General features: G+C 63.8%; 14 protein-coding genes and 4 tRNA genes. 12 read left to right on the top strand and 6 right to left on the bottom strand.

Going from position 1 to position 13,308, the window contains the following annotated elements; genetic code table 11:
• Positions 1-197: 197 nt before the first annotated feature.
• Positions 198-974: a cutinase family protein gene (locus G6N15_RS17255; RefSeq protein WP_083086616.1), complete on the bottom strand. Its 777-nt coding sequence runs from the start codon at positions 972-974 to the stop codon at positions 198-200.
• A 324-nt stretch (positions 975-1,298) separates the two neighbouring features.
• Here G6N15_RS17255 and G6N15_RS17260 point away from each other — a divergent pair, with 324 nt between their 5' ends.
• The 10 genes from G6N15_RS17260 (at position 1,299) to G6N15_RS17305 (ending at position 8,042) form a co-directional block, all read left to right on the top strand.
• The gene (locus G6N15_RS17260) at positions 1,299-1,616 is read left to right on the top strand and encodes a DUF732 domain-containing protein (protein WP_163748123.1); all 318 of its coding nucleotides are present in this window, start codon (positions 1,299-1,301) and stop codon (positions 1,614-1,616) included.
• A gap of 423 nt (positions 1,617-2,039) precedes the next feature.
• A complete protein-coding gene (locus G6N15_RS17265) occupies positions 2,040-3,167 on the top strand; it encodes a tyrosine-type recombinase/integrase (protein WP_083086621.1) in 1,128 nt (375 codons plus the stop codon).
• Between the two features lie 114 nt (positions 3,168-3,281).
• Positions 3,282-3,467: an excisionase family DNA-binding protein gene (locus G6N15_RS17270; protein WP_083086624.1), complete on the top strand. Its 186-nt coding sequence runs from the start codon at positions 3,282-3,284 to the stop codon at positions 3,465-3,467.
• A 179-nt stretch (positions 3,468-3,646) separates the two neighbouring features.
• Positions 3,647-3,817: a hypothetical protein gene (locus tag G6N15_RS17275; protein WP_232070263.1), complete on the top strand. Its 171-nt coding sequence runs from the start codon at positions 3,647-3,649 to the stop codon at positions 3,815-3,817.
• Positions 3,814-4,899 (top strand): AAA family ATPase, encoded by a 1,086-nt coding sequence (locus tag G6N15_RS17280; protein WP_232070264.1) that lies wholly within the window; start codon positions 3,814-3,816, stop codon positions 4,897-4,899. The genes G6N15_RS17275 and G6N15_RS17280 overlap by 4 nt, the downstream gene beginning before the upstream one ends.
• Entirely contained in the window at positions 4,896-5,162 is a 267-nt protein-coding gene (locus tag G6N15_RS23850) for an NUMOD4 domain-containing protein (protein WP_083086629.1), read from the top strand. Before G6N15_RS17280 ends, G6N15_RS23850 begins: the two co-directional genes overlap by 4 nt.
• Positions 5,163-5,498: 336 nt before the next feature.
• Positions 5,499-5,843, top strand: coding sequence for a hypothetical protein (locus G6N15_RS17290; RefSeq protein ID WP_139797752.1), 345 nt, complete (start codon positions 5,499-5,501; stop codon positions 5,841-5,843).
• A gap of 227 nt (positions 5,844-6,070) precedes the next feature.
• Complete coding sequence (locus G6N15_RS17295; protein ID WP_083086634.1) at positions 6,071-7,453, top strand: phage major capsid protein; 1,383 nt, start codon at positions 6,071-6,073, stop codon at positions 7,451-7,453.
• The gene (locus G6N15_RS17300; RefSeq protein WP_083086637.1) at positions 7,450-7,770 is read left to right on the top strand and encodes a hypothetical protein; all 321 of its coding nucleotides are present in this window, start codon (positions 7,450-7,452) and stop codon (positions 7,768-7,770) included. Before G6N15_RS17295 ends, G6N15_RS17300 begins: the two co-directional genes overlap by 4 nt.
• A 5-nt stretch (positions 7,771-7,775) precedes the next feature.
• Complete coding sequence (locus tag G6N15_RS17305) at positions 7,776-8,042, top strand: hypothetical protein (protein ID WP_083086640.1); 267 nt, start codon at positions 7,776-7,778, stop codon at positions 8,040-8,042.
• A 657-nt stretch (positions 8,043-8,699) separates the two neighbouring features.
• Here the strand turns inward: G6N15_RS17305 and G6N15_RS17310 are convergent.
• On the bottom strand, positions 8,700-9,089 hold the full coding sequence (locus G6N15_RS17310; protein ID WP_083086643.1) for a hypothetical protein: 390 nt from the start codon (positions 9,087-9,089) through the stop codon (positions 8,700-8,702).
• Positions 9,090-9,902: 813 nt separating this feature from the next.
• Here G6N15_RS17310 and G6N15_RS17315 point away from each other — a divergent pair.
• Complete coding sequence (locus tag G6N15_RS17315; RefSeq protein ID WP_139797753.1) at positions 9,903-10,727, top strand: DUF4352 domain-containing protein; 825 nt, start codon at positions 9,903-9,905, stop codon at positions 10,725-10,727.
• A gap of 183 nt (positions 10,728-10,910) precedes the next feature.
• On the opposite strand, the gene G6N15_RS17320 is transcribed toward G6N15_RS17315, so the two are convergent.
• From G6N15_RS17320 to G6N15_RS17330, 3 genes are all read right to left on the bottom strand, one after another.
• Positions 10,911-10,982: transfer RNA gene (locus tag G6N15_RS17320), tRNA-Val, on the bottom strand.
• A gap of 16 nt (positions 10,983-10,998) precedes the next feature.
• Positions 10,999-11,069, bottom strand: a tRNA-Cys gene (locus tag G6N15_RS17325).
• A gap of 29 nt (positions 11,070-11,098) precedes the next feature.
• Positions 11,099-11,171 (bottom strand) — tRNA-Gly (locus tag G6N15_RS17330).
• Between the two features lie 170 nt (positions 11,172-11,341).
• Between G6N15_RS17330 and G6N15_RS17335 the strand changes: the two genes are divergently transcribed.
• Positions 11,342-11,413 (top strand) — tRNA-Val (locus G6N15_RS17335).
• Between the two features lie 52 nt (positions 11,414-11,465).
• On the opposite strand, the gene G6N15_RS17340 is transcribed toward G6N15_RS17335, so the two are convergent.
• Positions 11,466-13,304 (bottom strand): DUF7159 family protein, encoded by a 1,839-nt coding sequence (locus tag G6N15_RS17340; RefSeq protein ID WP_139797754.1) that lies wholly within the window; start codon positions 13,302-13,304, stop codon positions 11,466-11,468.
• Positions 13,305-13,308 lie beyond the last annotated feature (4 nt).

Below are 13,308 nucleotides of genomic sequence, written 5' to 3' on the forward strand. Positions count from 1 at the left end.
GATCATCGGGTACGCGGTCATACTTCTGCTCGGCGGCCAGCGCGGTGAGGCGGGGATAGGGGACGCGATGCGCCGCTACAGATCGCTTACTGTTTCCTGGCCGGTCGCGCCTCAGTTCGCCAGGCGCTCGTTGGGCACCTGGTCCGCAGGCACCGCATTCTTCGTGCAATAACGGGTGATCGAACTGTCACCAGGGATTAAGTGCCAAAGTTTCCGCCGGGAGCCGAAGACTCGGCGCCGGTGGGCGGCGCGCCAGGACCCGCACCCGCTGGCGCACCAGGTCCCCCGCTCAGACGACTGGCCGCGAAGGCCGCGCCCTGGTCAATTATCGGGTTATTGGTCGAGTAGGTCTTATGTACCTCGAAGCTTCCCCCGCCGGAACAGATGGGGTCGTCGGGAGCGCATACCGTAATGGTCTTGGCCTGATAGAGCGGCCCGATGACGACCGGCGGCGCGCCGAAAAAGTTCATCATCTTGTCGCTTGGCAGTGCGTAGAGCACGACCGAGGAGACGTGGTTGGCCACCTCGGGGTCCATCGGTTTGGGTACACTCTCCGGATCAATCCCAGCCGGTACGGCAGCCGAGGTGACGAAACCCATTACGGCCGCGCCCGAGGAAAAACCGCCGAGCACCATATTGGTGTTGGGGCAGTCGTGCGCCATCGAAACAACATGCGAGCTCGCGTCTCTGATCCCCTCCTTGCCCGCGTTCGTAAAGTCATATGTGGCGGGGTAGTTGACCGGATATACGTCGAGCGATTTCGCGCCAACCCGCGGGCGCACTGAGTCGATGAATGCCTGTCCGGTCGGGCCGACCCCAGGAGGGTCGTCGGTGCCGCGGGCGAACACCACCTGAACGTCCGGACATGGATCGGCGGCGCCGGAGGGAATTGCACACACGAGAACGGAAACGCTAACCACCCACGCCGCGACTGCCGCAGCAGCAAGCAAACGGGGGACGCGACGTGCGATCATCCCGCAATGGTGCCACCCAGGCCATTCCCAAACGCGACTTTTCGGACACTGACCGCGATGGAATAGCACCGCCAGACGGTGAGCTGGTCCGCTGCACCGAAGGCTGATGTATCAATCGGCCGCCGCAGTCTTGTCCGCATAGTCGTCGCTTCCGGCTCGGCGCGGTGCCTGTCGATGGCCCTCAGTGCCGCCCATGGTGCCAAAGCCTCGAGCCGAAGCGTGCAAGCCGTTAGTTTCCTACCCGAGGTGCCGGTTTGCCGGATATCTCTTTCGGGAATCTGCCCGCACAGAGCGAGGGGCGTCGAATTGAAAAAGGCAGGAGAAGTGGCGCAAATCTTGGGCAAGGTCGCCATCGGTCTCATCGTGGCGGCCAATGTAATCACGTTGGCTCCGTGTGCGAAGGCGGACGAAAACAGCTTCCTCGCCAACTTGGGGCAGCATGGCATTTTCACCGTCCGTGATCCAGCTGTATTGGTGAACTTCGGACGAGGCATCTGCGACGATCTGGCGAATGGCGTTTCTATACCGGACGAGGTGAACCGCTTCCAGGCCAAGGAATTTCCTACCGCACCCACGACTACTCAGGCTCAGGCGTTTGTCGACGCAGCCCACCAAGACCTGTGCCCCGACGCACCGGGATAGTGGGTGTGCTAGTCGCTGGCCGTGGCCATGGTCAACGCATCGGCACACCGCGAATTTCTTTTGCCGGCGCAGAACTTGCACCTCATGTTGCGGGCGGTCGACCCATTTGGCACGTATCTAACACGGCGACGGCTACGCCATTCAACAAACGACGCCGGCTGCAAAACTATGGTGCGCGGTACTGGGATTGAACCAGTCCAATCGGTTTGCTAGCTCTGTGTACTTGTCCAGCGCAAATCCTGAATTACCTGCGCTGACAACGATCAGTACAGCGTGAGTCAAGCGGAAGCAAGCGGAACCGAGTGTGCTATGGTCAGGTCATGTGCAGGTCATGACCTGAGATGACCTGAGAACTGGGAGGCGCACAGTGACGCAGGATGGGGTCAGGTCACGTGACCTGAGAAGCGTCGGGAGCGCTGGCCCGTGACGCGGGGAGCCGGTCGTAAGGACCGCCAAACGGGCACCTTTGGGTCCGTGGACAAGCTGGCCACGGGCTACCGCGCGCGTTACTTCGGACCGGACGGCCGGCGCTACAAGGCTCCGACGCTGTTTCTGACCAAGCGGGAGGCCCGCGCGTGGCTGTCGCTGCGGCACGCCGAGATCGTGCGTAAGGCGTGGGAACCGCCGGACGCCCAGCGGCCACCGACGCCCAAGCTGACGTTCGCTGAATATGCCGAGCAATGGATGGCCCAGCGTGACCTGAAGCAGCGGACGCGAGAGCACTATCGCAAGCTGCTCGACGATCATCTGCTCGTCGAGTTCGGCGCGCTGCCGCTGGCGTCGATCACGTCGGAGGATGTGCGGGGCTGGCACGCCAAGATGGGGGACCGCAAGACACCGACGCTGCGCGCACACTGCTACGGGTTGCTGCGCACGATCATGGGCACCGCGGCCAGCGACGGCAAGATCACGGTGAACCCGTGCGTCATCCGCGGCGCCGGTAGCGCGCGGCGCGTTCACCGCATCCGGCCGGCCACACTCGACGAGTTGGTGATCATCACAAATGAGATACCCGAACGGTACCGGGCAATGATCTTGCTCGCGTCATGGTGCGCGCTGCGGTTCGGGGAGCTGGCCGAGCTGCGCCGCATGGACCTCGACCTCAGCGATGAAGTAATCCGCGTGCGCCGCGCGGTGGTTCGAGCCGGCGGTGGTTTCCAGGTCACCGCCCCCAAGTCCGACGCTGGCGTGCGCGACGTAGCGATCCCGCCGCACCTGCTGCCCGCGCTCGAGGATCACCTATCGAAACACGTTGGCGATGAACGTGAGTCGCTGCTATTTCCCGCGCAGAACGGCGGCCATCTGGCGCCGGCAACGCTGCAACGGCACTTCTACAAGGCCCGTGCTAAGGCCAAGCGGCCTGATTTGCGTTTCCACGATTTACGCCACTCCGGCGCTGTGCTGGCCGCTGCTACCGGAGCCAGCTTGGCCGAACTGATGGCACGCCTGGGACATTCAACGCCGGCCGCTGCGATGAGATACCAGCACGCCGCACAAGGCCGCGACAAGCAGATTGCGGCGCTGCTCTCGAAGCTCGCTGAGAACAAATAGAGGGCGGCAACCCGTGAGCCAAGTTGACTTAGGCGCACCTTGGGGTAATGTCACAGGTGCCCACCTACTTTCGGGGTGTCAGTACAGCCAATTGACCGAAAGGCTGTTGCTGCTATGCCCGAACAACGGGCTTATGTCTCCATCTCTGACGCCGCACAATATCTAGGCGTCACCACCCGCACTATCCGCCAGATGATCGCGGACGGCCGCCTGCGCGGGTACAGGTCCGGTTCTCGCTTAGTTCGATTGCGGCTAAACGAGATTGACGCTGCTATGCAGCCCTTCGGCGGTGCGGCATGAGCCCCCCGGAACGAGAAAAGCGCCCCCCGACAGAGGCGCTTTCTCCTGACTACACCAGTAAAGCCCATTGTACCAGCGTCGCTCGACAACTGCGGCGACGGCGCGCGGCGTCGTGGCGGCTGGTGCCGCTCGACTGCGGTTGCCGTGATCCGTGGCCGTGCCGTTGTACCCAACCACCGTTGACGGACTGCCAGCTCGACGGCTGGCGCGACGCGGCGCAGCATGTTCTCGATGAGGGTTACATGCCGCTGGTGCCGCTGGAGGTTCGGCGCGCACTGTGGAGACGCGAGGGCACTGACCGCCGGCTCGCCGAGCTGCTTCATCGGGGCTGCGGGGGGGCGGTCGCGTGACACAGATCGACCGCTCCGACGAGCTGCGCGAGTGGCACGCCGACGAGGGCGATCCGCTCGCGGAGATGTTCACCGGCGCCTGGCTGGACACCCAAGAGTTCCCGCCGCTGTCTTATGCGGTTCCCGGCATCATCCCCGAAGGCTTCGGCCTGCTGGTGTCACCACCGAAAGCCGGCAAGAGCTGGTTAGTGTGTGGAGTTGGGTTAGCTTGTGCAGCCGGTGGATTGGCGCTCGGCGCCATCCACGTTGATAAGCGGGCGGTCTTGTACCTGGCCCTGGAAGACGGCCAGCGCCGGCTGCAATCACGATCCAGAAGCATCATGCGCGGCCAGCCCCTACCCGCGGGCCTTCACTTCATCACCAAAGCCAAACCGGCCGAAGTGATCCCGATGATCGCCGAGTTTCTGCGCCGACACAGCGACGACGGGCCGCTGATCATCCTCGACACACTCGGCAGAGCCCGACCACCCAGGCCTGCGGGCGCCGATCTGTATGCGTGGGACTACGCCATCGGCACCCAGTTAAAGGAGACAATCGACACTGCGCCCGGCGCGACTCTGCTCGTCGTACATCACACCCGCAAAGCCGAGTCATCCGACTTCGTTGACTCGGTGTCGGGAAGCCAAGGCGTCGCCGGCAGCGCCGACTTCGTGCTCGTCCTGTCTCGCAAACGTCACTGTGACGAAGCACTGCTTTCTGTCACAGGCCGCGATATCACTGAGGCTGAATACGCGCTGACCGTCACCGACGGGCTGTGGCAGCTCGACGGACCAACACTCAGCGCGGCGTCCGAAACCGCACAGACTCGGCGAGTTTCGGACACTCGCAGCGCCCAGAGCCTGGAGATTCTGTCGACCGTAATGCAGTGTCCGAAACCTGTCTCACCGGCCGAAGTGTCCGAAAAGTTGGGCATCGATAACGACACCGTTGGCCGCTACCTGCGAAGACTCGCCGACGATGGCCTCATCAAGCGGGCGAAACGTGGTCTCTACGAAAGGGTGTCCGAAGTGTCCGAACTGTCCGAGAGACCTAGTTCGGACACAACGGACACTTCGGACACGGTTCTGGAGGGTCAGCCGTGACCGCCGACGAACGCTGGCGACCGATCCCAGACTGGCCTGGATACGAGATATCTGACCGCGGCCGCGTACGCGGCATCGAGCGCGTCGTCGTCCGATCCGATGGCGCCAAGTACCCGGTACCACCCCGCATACTCAAGACCGCCGCGCACCGGCCAAGCGGCTTGCCCGTCGTCAAACTCAGCCGGCCACCACGTGGGACAGGACGCTGGTGCTTCGTCCACTTGCTCATGGCTGATGCATTCGGTCCCGGTGGCCTCCGATGAGTAATCCAACCATCGGTCCAGCAAACACAGAATGGTCAGCAAACCCACGTCAACCTCCAGCAAACGAACCACAGCACCGAAATAACGGGGATTGCCGCGGAACTCACCCCACACCCAAGCACACACAGATGGTCACTGCGAACCACGGCAACCATCACATTTCCGCTGGTCAAATACATATCGTGGTTACAGGGGGTACAGAAATCCCTACCGTCATCAAGATCAGCCGACCCGGCCAGCCAGACGCATGACGCGACACGTTTACGAAAAAGGGGCTAATTGTAAAGCCTGGCGTAGTTTCAGCAAATGTTCCGGCAAAAGTGAAAGGAACGAATAGTGACAGACCCGTTTCCGGATGGCCTGGACTTGCTCCAAGTGCCCCCCGATCGCCTTCCCGGCGTGTTCACGTACGCGCTTGACCAGCTGGAGGTTCAGGACGACGGCCTCGCGCCCGGCCACAGTGTCGAACTGATCGACGTCGTGGCCTCATTGGCAGAGCTGGTGAAGCGCGGCATGGCTGCCGAGCACACGCCGGAGCAGATGCTTCTTCGCCGGCTGGCGATGGCCTCCCTCGACTTGTTGTCAACAGCGTTCAGCCGCACCGCCGAGGACCGCGACATCGTTCGCACGTGGCGTCAGGCGTACGCCGAATGGCGCGACAACCGAGGCGCGTTGGAATGACAACAGTCGATGTCAATGGTAAGTTTGCAGTAGCCGCCGCTGGCTAGCCGCCGCCGACCGCTGGGTTAACAACTCGGCCGCCGACCGCCGCTAGAAAACCGCTGCTGATCGCCCAGTTTTGGGCACCTCCATTTTGTCCTGCGCGGAAAACCCGCGTTTACCTGCACATTTCAACAGCACAGCCACGTAGCTGAGGCGCGTTACGCCTCTGAGAAACGGACTGTGTCGTGAATCTAGACGACGTACGTCGACGGCAAGCGGAGATTAAGGCCGAGCTGAAAAGCAAAAGGGCTGACCTGGACGCCGGCCGGATCAGCGCGAAGTCATTCGGAGACTTCATCGATTCCGCCTACGCGGAGAGCCAGCAGCTTGAGTCCTTGCAATACAGGTTCCAGAAGGCCGGCCAGGTAATGGGCGCCCAGGAAGCGGCGTTCGGTGGCGAGTTGGAAACCAAGGCGTTCCGTGGTGAACCCAAGCCGCCCACACCGATGGATATCACGCCGGTGCAGCTGCAGGCGCTGGAGATGGCGGCCAACGCCCGGATGCCGTTCCAGCTGGAAATCGGCGCCAAGGGCGGCGGTGTGGAGCAGGCCTGGATGGCCGGAATCACCACCAAGTCGGCCGTTTTCGAGTCGAATATCTCGGGTGGTCTCTCGGGCAACTTGCCCGCCATCCAAACGCCGTACGCTGTTGGGCTTGGGTATGAGCCGACGCGAATTGCGGCGCTGTTGCCGGGTGCGTCCATGCCGGGGCCGAGTGCGGCGTGGTTGTCTCACACCGCGAATACGGCTGAGGCTGCCGGGGTCGCCGAGGGTGGCACCAAAGGGGATATCGGGCCGACAATTACCGAGAACCAGGTCAAGCCCCAGAAGATCGCCGGGCTTGTGAGCACCAGCCTGGAAGCGTGGCAAGACACTTCAGCATACGGTGAGGCGGCGCTGAGTTCGTGGTTGCCGCAAGAGCTTACAAGGTCGTTGATCAACTCAGAGTCCGCGTTCCTGTTGACCGCCACTACGGGCAGCTCGAACTCCTACGGCGGTCCGACGAACGCCACGTTCAACGGCCTTCTGATGCAATCGGGAACATTGTCCAGAGCGGTGGGTTCCGACACCCCGCTGGACGCGATGAACAAGGCTTACATCGACGTGCGCACCGGGAGTGCTTACGCGGAGCCGGATTTGGTGATCATGCACCCGGCGACCTGGGGTGCGTTGCGCCGCGAGAAGTCGAGTTTCGGCACCTACATCTTGGATCAGGAGACCGGTCCGCTGGGGCTGACGGCTGACGGTTCCCCGGCGTCGGCTGGGCCCGCGGCCGAGCCCAACCCGTTTTCGATCATCAAGCAGGGCACCCCGGCGGTGTACGGGAGTCTGTGGGGTGTGAAGGTGGCCGCCACCACCCAATGCCCGGCGGGCACGGCAATCGTGATGAGCGTCAAGGCCGGTGGTGGCATCTTCTGGACACGCCTCGGAATCCTGTTGCAGTTCAACCCGTGGGGTGACGCCGAGTGGACGACCAACACCTTCAGCTGGCGGGTGGAAGAACGTGTGGCGCTTAGCGTTCCGCGGCCGTCGGCTCTGAATATCGTCACCGGGTTGCCTGCGTCGTGAGGCCGTTGACCTGGGATCGGGTGCAGTCCTGCACTGGTCCGTGGCCGTTCGACGACCGCGGTCTTCCGCTGCCCGACGATCCTGAGGTCAAGGTCAAACCAGAACTGGTCTTCATGGAATCGGACGAGGAAGGAATCGACGTGCCAGAAACGCCAAGCAGCACAATCAAAGTGAAGGTCAACGCGCCTTATCGCGTCGTACATGACGGTAAGCCGCACACCGGCGGCGATGTGCTCGACGTGCCCGACAGCGAGGAAACGAAACTATTGATTCGGTCCGGGTGCGTGACCCCGGTGCCGGCTAAGAAGGAGAAATAAAAACCATGTCAGGCTTGCAGACCGGCCAGGTTTCGGTGGGCACCACCGCTACTCTGGTGTGCAGCGTGGGCTCGGTGCCCGACAGCGATGGTGTGCTGATTAACAGCTCGGCCGCGGCGTTCATCGGCGGTCCGGGAGTCACGGCGACGACCGGTTTCCCGGTTGCCGCTAATACGCCGATCATGTTCCCGACGACGGGTGCCGAGCCCGTCGCCGTCTATGGGGTCGTCAGCTCGGGCACCGCGACCGTCTCCTACGCATTCCCCGGATGATGACCTCCTCGGTGCCTGCAACTCCGTGTCGATTGGAAGCCGGGCGGGGTTTGCACCGAGGCCGGCGCCCCCGCCCGGTGGGGCTTTTTATGGCCTTTCAACCACCGGGCGGGGGCGCACCCCAAACACCGCGGAAGGTGGTGAGCAGCAATGGCCGATGACGACGAACGTCATCGAGATCGACATTGTCGCCGAGGCTCGATGATCGGCAGGCTGAGCGCGAAACAGCAAACTCCGCGACAAGGCGTTTGCTGAACTGAAATTTGGGGACACCAAAAAAGAACTGGACGAATGTCAGCACATGCTGTGCGGCACTCGACGACGACGACTTCGATTCGGCGCGGTTCTCATTCGGCCGGTTGTGGCAGCAGGCTGACCGGGCCCGCAGCGGGCCGCGGCGACGGGATGCCTTACCTCGAAGTGCCTTTCTGATTCGCCATATTGGCTCGGGGCATTGTCGGCACTCTGCACGGCTCAAGACAGGGTGACACGCTTTTAGCGAGCCCACGGGTGAGAGTTACGAGCGAGGTATTGTTGTCGGGCCATCGCTACAGACGGGGCCAGCCCGGTATCAGAACCGCTGAGGATTTGGTGAAGTCCTGATGGTCGGTCTTACGCCGCAGGCACGACAGGCGACTCGTTTTGCTTTAGCTCTGGCTACCGTTCCTGCCGCTTCTTCACACGGTTCAACCATTCGCGGAGATCCTCCTGCTCGTCAGGAGCCCGTCTGCCGATCAACCCACCGCCTGCCACATACTCCGCGCCAGCCACGTTGCTCACGAGTTTGCACTGCCAGCACTCAAAATTGGACAGGCCAAGCGGGAGGTTTTGCACCGCGTTGCATCTGGGGCACTGAACAGCTCGCATCCCCGGCGGCGGCTCGGGCGGCAATTTCGGAACCACCGCGACAATGAGGACGCCGATCAGCCCGAGGAATGCTCCGAGCAGAAACGATCCCAGGACACTGCGGTTCTTCGCGGAGCCGATTACCGCGGCGATGGCACCGCAGATTAGCAACCCACCAGTGACGATGGTTGTGCCGCCCATTAACCCACGCTCCTCGTCCGCTACTCGATCAGCCAGCCCACATGGGAGAGGTTAGGCACACGGGCGCCATCCTGCGGCTAGTTCGCCGCCGGAGCGCGGCGACCGAGCAGACAAATGCGCCAGCCGCCTCGGGCTGGCGGCGCGCAGCGCCGCGTTTTACCGGCCCGTCTTTGAAGTAGTTCGCCGCGCGATTAGGCGCTGCACGTAGCGCAAGGCTTGCGTCTCACTCAGGTTGTCGGCTTGCACACCGGCGCCTGACGGCGTGCAGGTGGGAGTCAGGGCGAACTGGTCGGGAAGAACCGCTTCGCCGTCAGCGACGCCGAGGGTTGCGCGCCGTAGGAGCTGGTCTGACCGCCGCCGATGACCTTGGTGTCGTTAGATGCCGGTTCCGGGCAGGCGCAGGGTGCGCCGAAACCGCCCGGCGCGCTGCGCGAACGGCACCTTTGTCGGTGTTGCGGCAGCGCATCCCGAGGAGGGTGAGTGTGCCAGCCCGGCGCTTCACCGGCGCCGTCTTCGGCGAATCCGTGCGCGCGCCGCAGCATGTCCACGGGTCAGCGGGCGATGGCGACGGCGCCTGGTGCTGGAAGCCGAGTGCCCGAAGCGGGCCTGGACGGCCACCGCGGTCGCGGCAAGCGCCGTGACCGCGGCGGCGATCACCCCGCCCCCGTGGGATCGGGCATCACCGGATGATCCCTTGTCACATCCGTGCCTCCGGGTTGTGAAATGCGGATAAGGGTGTCAAAAATCAACATTCTTCCCGTGTGAAAGCGTTGACCAGATGGACCGGTCAACATTGGGTCAAAGGGGGATACATTGAACCAGCCACCCGGCGGCATGCCAAACTATCCATACGCGCCTTACCCAATTCCGTCGGTGCCGGCGAAACGGAACACCGTCGGGCTGATCGCGCTGATTGCCAGCATCATCGGATTCGTCTTCGCTTGCATCCCAGGAGCACTCATCATCGGCTGGGTGCTACTCCCGATCGCACTCATCCTTGGCATCGTCGGAGTGTGTCTATCGGGTATGTCCAAGGGCACGAGTATCGCCGCGGTCATTACCTCGATCGTCGGGATCGTGGTCGGAGTAGTGGTTTTCCTGACGGTGGTTAGCAATGCCTTCAGCAATGCGTTCCACAAATCAGACCTGTCGCCGGCACCTTCAGCGGCATCAGGCGCACCAGCGCCCGGCAACAACGATGAGACGCCGACCAGCTCTAGCAATAAGCCCGGCAGCAGAGAGAATCCATTGCCCATCGGCGAGCCGGTACAAAGTCGCGATTGGCAAGTGACTCTCGGTGCTCCCCACGAAGCTTGGGCTCAGATCGCCGCAGAAAACGAGTTCAATGATCCGCCCAAACCGGGCATGGAGTACTGGATCGTGCCCGTCACAGCCACTTACACAGGCGACCGCACCGGTAATGCCGGGTCTGACATCACAGTCAAGTTCGTCGGATCGGACAACCGGACCTACGACGAATCCTGCGGAGTCATTCCCAACCCGTTGAGCGATGTTGGCGATCTCTACAAGGGCGGATCCGCCGAGGGAAACGTATGCGTGGAGGTTCCCGCCGGAGCCGACGGGCTCTGGACGCTAACCACCGGCTTCGGCAATCCTGCTTTCTTCACCGCGAAGTAGCGGTGTTGTCGGGCGGTGGAGGGCATCGAAGGCAGCCGCTACCGGCCCGAGAGCAAAGGTGCGCGCGGCAGCGCAGCAACCTTTCGTAACGGCGTTGCTAGCGCGCCGACCGTCAGGTCATATCTAGGTCACGGACGCTGTTTAGCAGCTCTATATATGCCGATTTATCTGCATAAACACTAGTGCGCGGTACTGGGATTGAACCAGCGACCTCTTCCGTGTCAGGGAAGCGCTCTCCCGCTGAGCTAACCGCGCCCGGGTCAAGGATTTGAGGTGGAGACGGGAATCGAACCCGTGTGCACGGCTTTGCAGGCCGTTGCCTCACCACTCGGCCACTCCACCGCGGGGTTTGATGCCACAAGCCACCTTCGAGCGGATGACGGGATTCGAACCCGCGACCCTCACCTTGGCAAGGTGATGCGCTACCAACTGCGCTACATCCGCGCGCAGCGGACGAGATCGTCGCCCGGTGCGAAGCACGACGATAGTCCACCTAAGCGGGCCCGCACAAATCTCTTGACGCCTTCCGGTATACCGCAGGACCACTCATGCAGCGCTTTCTCACAAGGTGGGCGCCGCGTGCTAACCTTCGACCTCGTCCGCCCCTCGGCACCGGTCCTGTAGCTCAGCGGGAGAGCGTCCGCCTCACACGCGGAAGGTCGCTGGTTCGATCCCAGTCGGGACCACTTCAAAACGTCGGGCTGCCTTCACGACGCTGATCTGCCTGCCGACCCGTTCTCAGAACCGGAATGCCGGCGCAGGCATGTTGAAATGCGGCATAGCCGGAGCAGGCATCGCCGGAGCAGGGATCGCCGGCGCGGGCATGGCGGGAATTCGCGGAGCCGCGGGAGCAGGCATGGCCGGAAACGCAGGAGCCGCAGGGGCCGGCATGGCCGGGAACGCCGGAGCCTGGGGTGCGGGCATGACCGGGAATGCAGGAGCCTGCGGTGTGGCCAGGTGCACCGGCGGCTCCGGCGACCCCAGGTTTAAGGGTGGCTGCGGCGCCGGCATCTGCACCGGTGGCTGCGGCGCCGGAAGGTGCACTGGGGGTTGCGGCGACGGCACATGCACCGGCGGCTCGGGCGACGGGAAATTCACTGGCGGCTGTGGAGCCTGCACGGGCGGGCTGGGCAGGTGTACCGGCGGATTCGGCTGGCGCACGGGCGGACTGGGCACATGCACCGGCGGCTGCCGAACCTGAACCGGTGGCTGCGGAACCTGAACCGGCGGCTGCGGAACCTGCACTGGCGGAACCTGGATCGGAGGCTGAGGGGCCGGCAACTGTACCGGCGGTTGCGGTGCTGGGATGCGAACCGGCGCCGCAGGAAGCGGCACGGGAACAGGTATCGGCACTGCTGCGGGCGCCGGGGCAGCCATGGGCGCAGGAGCCGGAATCGGCACAGGCGCCGGCGCGGCGGCCGGAACAGGAACAGGCGGGGCCGCGGCCGCAACCGGCGGGCTCACTGCCGGAGCTGGCGCGGCCGCGGCCACCACTGGAGCCGACTGGTGCATCGCCTGCGCTTCCGGAGCAGGGGCTTGTGCGGCCGGCGGCGTCGGTGCCTGTTGCGTCGGCACGATGAGGTTTTGGCCCGGCTCGGGCCGCAGGGCGACCGTCGGGCGGATACCGATGGCCAACGAAATCGCCAGCGCCACAACGCCACCCACAACGATCGTGGCCAACGTGCTACCGACCAGCAGCGTCGGGCTGCGCCACGGCCGGGCATCGCTGCCCACACCGCCGACGGGCTCGTCATCTTCGGCGGCGCTATAGGCCAAATCGGCCGCCGAATCACCAGACGCATCGTCGACGACATCTGCATAAGCGAACGAGTTGACCTCGCCGGTGCCCGGATCCTGCGCGTAGGCCAAAGCAGCAGTCGACGACGCGAACAGCGGCGCGTTGGCCGAAGCCAGCGCGGCACCACGAGCCAACGCCGTCTCGGGCTCTTCGGGTGCGCTCACCGCAAGCGGCGTGGCAGCTTCCAGCCGCGGCTTGATCGCCGCGATGTCGACACCGGAGCCGACCAGGAACAAACCCTCCGGCCGCGATTCCAGCGCTGCCAGGCCGGCGACCATCGAAATCAACCACAGCACTGGGTCGGCGCCGGCCTGAACCCGAGGCAGCGACTGGCGGCGCACGTCGGTGATCGAACCGTCGGCGGAGTCCACCACAGCCAACGTCGCAGTGTCAGGCTCGACGAACAGCATCGCGATGTGCTCGTAGCCGATCGCATTGCCGACCGTCTGAGTCAGCGCGGCCGCGGCCAGAAAAGCCGAGACAAGCATGACGTTCTCGACCTTGTGGGCGGCCAGCGCGTCGCGCAGCGCGGCGGCCTCGGCTTGGTCGGTCCAGGTGACCCCGGTCGACAGCAGGTGATGACCGGCTTCGGCGGCGCCTTCAAGCGTGCCGAGGATGGCCGCCACCACTTGTTCGGACGCGCTGCACGCCGGCAAGGCCGGGGAAGTAGAGGTGTCGAAGCGGTCTTCCTCGACCGTCACGCCGTCGCCGTCTTGGCCCTCGACCAGCACCAAGCGGACCGTCTCGGGAGCCATCGAGACCCCAAGTACGACGTCCATCGGC

Source organism: Mycobacterium noviomagense (genome assembly GCF_010731635.1).
In the GTDB taxonomy this organism is placed as follows: domain Bacteria; phylum Actinomycetota; class Actinomycetes; order Mycobacteriales; family Mycobacteriaceae; genus Mycobacterium; species Mycobacterium noviomagense.

What these genes read in the sequence shown, in the direction of transcription:
- G6N15_RS17255 (WP_083086616.1), bottom strand. Translation starts at nt 974, where the DNA reads ATGATCGCACGTCGCGTCCCCCGTTTGCTTGCTGCTGCGGCAGTCGCG.
- G6N15_RS17305 (WP_083086640.1), top strand. Translation starts at nt 7,776, where the DNA reads ATGTCAGGCTTGCAGACCGGCCAGGTTTCGGTGGGCACCACCGCTACT.
- G6N15_RS17310 (WP_083086643.1), bottom strand. Translation starts at nt 9,089, where the DNA reads ATGGGCGGCACAACCATCGTCACTGGTGGGTTGCTAATCTGCGGTGCC.
- G6N15_RS17340 (WP_139797754.1), bottom strand. Translation starts at nt 13,304, where the DNA reads ATGGACGTCGTACTTGGGGTCTCGATGGCTCCCGAGACGGTCCGCTTG.
- G6N15_RS17270 (WP_083086624.1), top strand. Translation starts at nt 3,282, where the DNA reads ATGCCCGAACAACGGGCTTATGTCTCCATCTCTGACGCCGCACAATAT.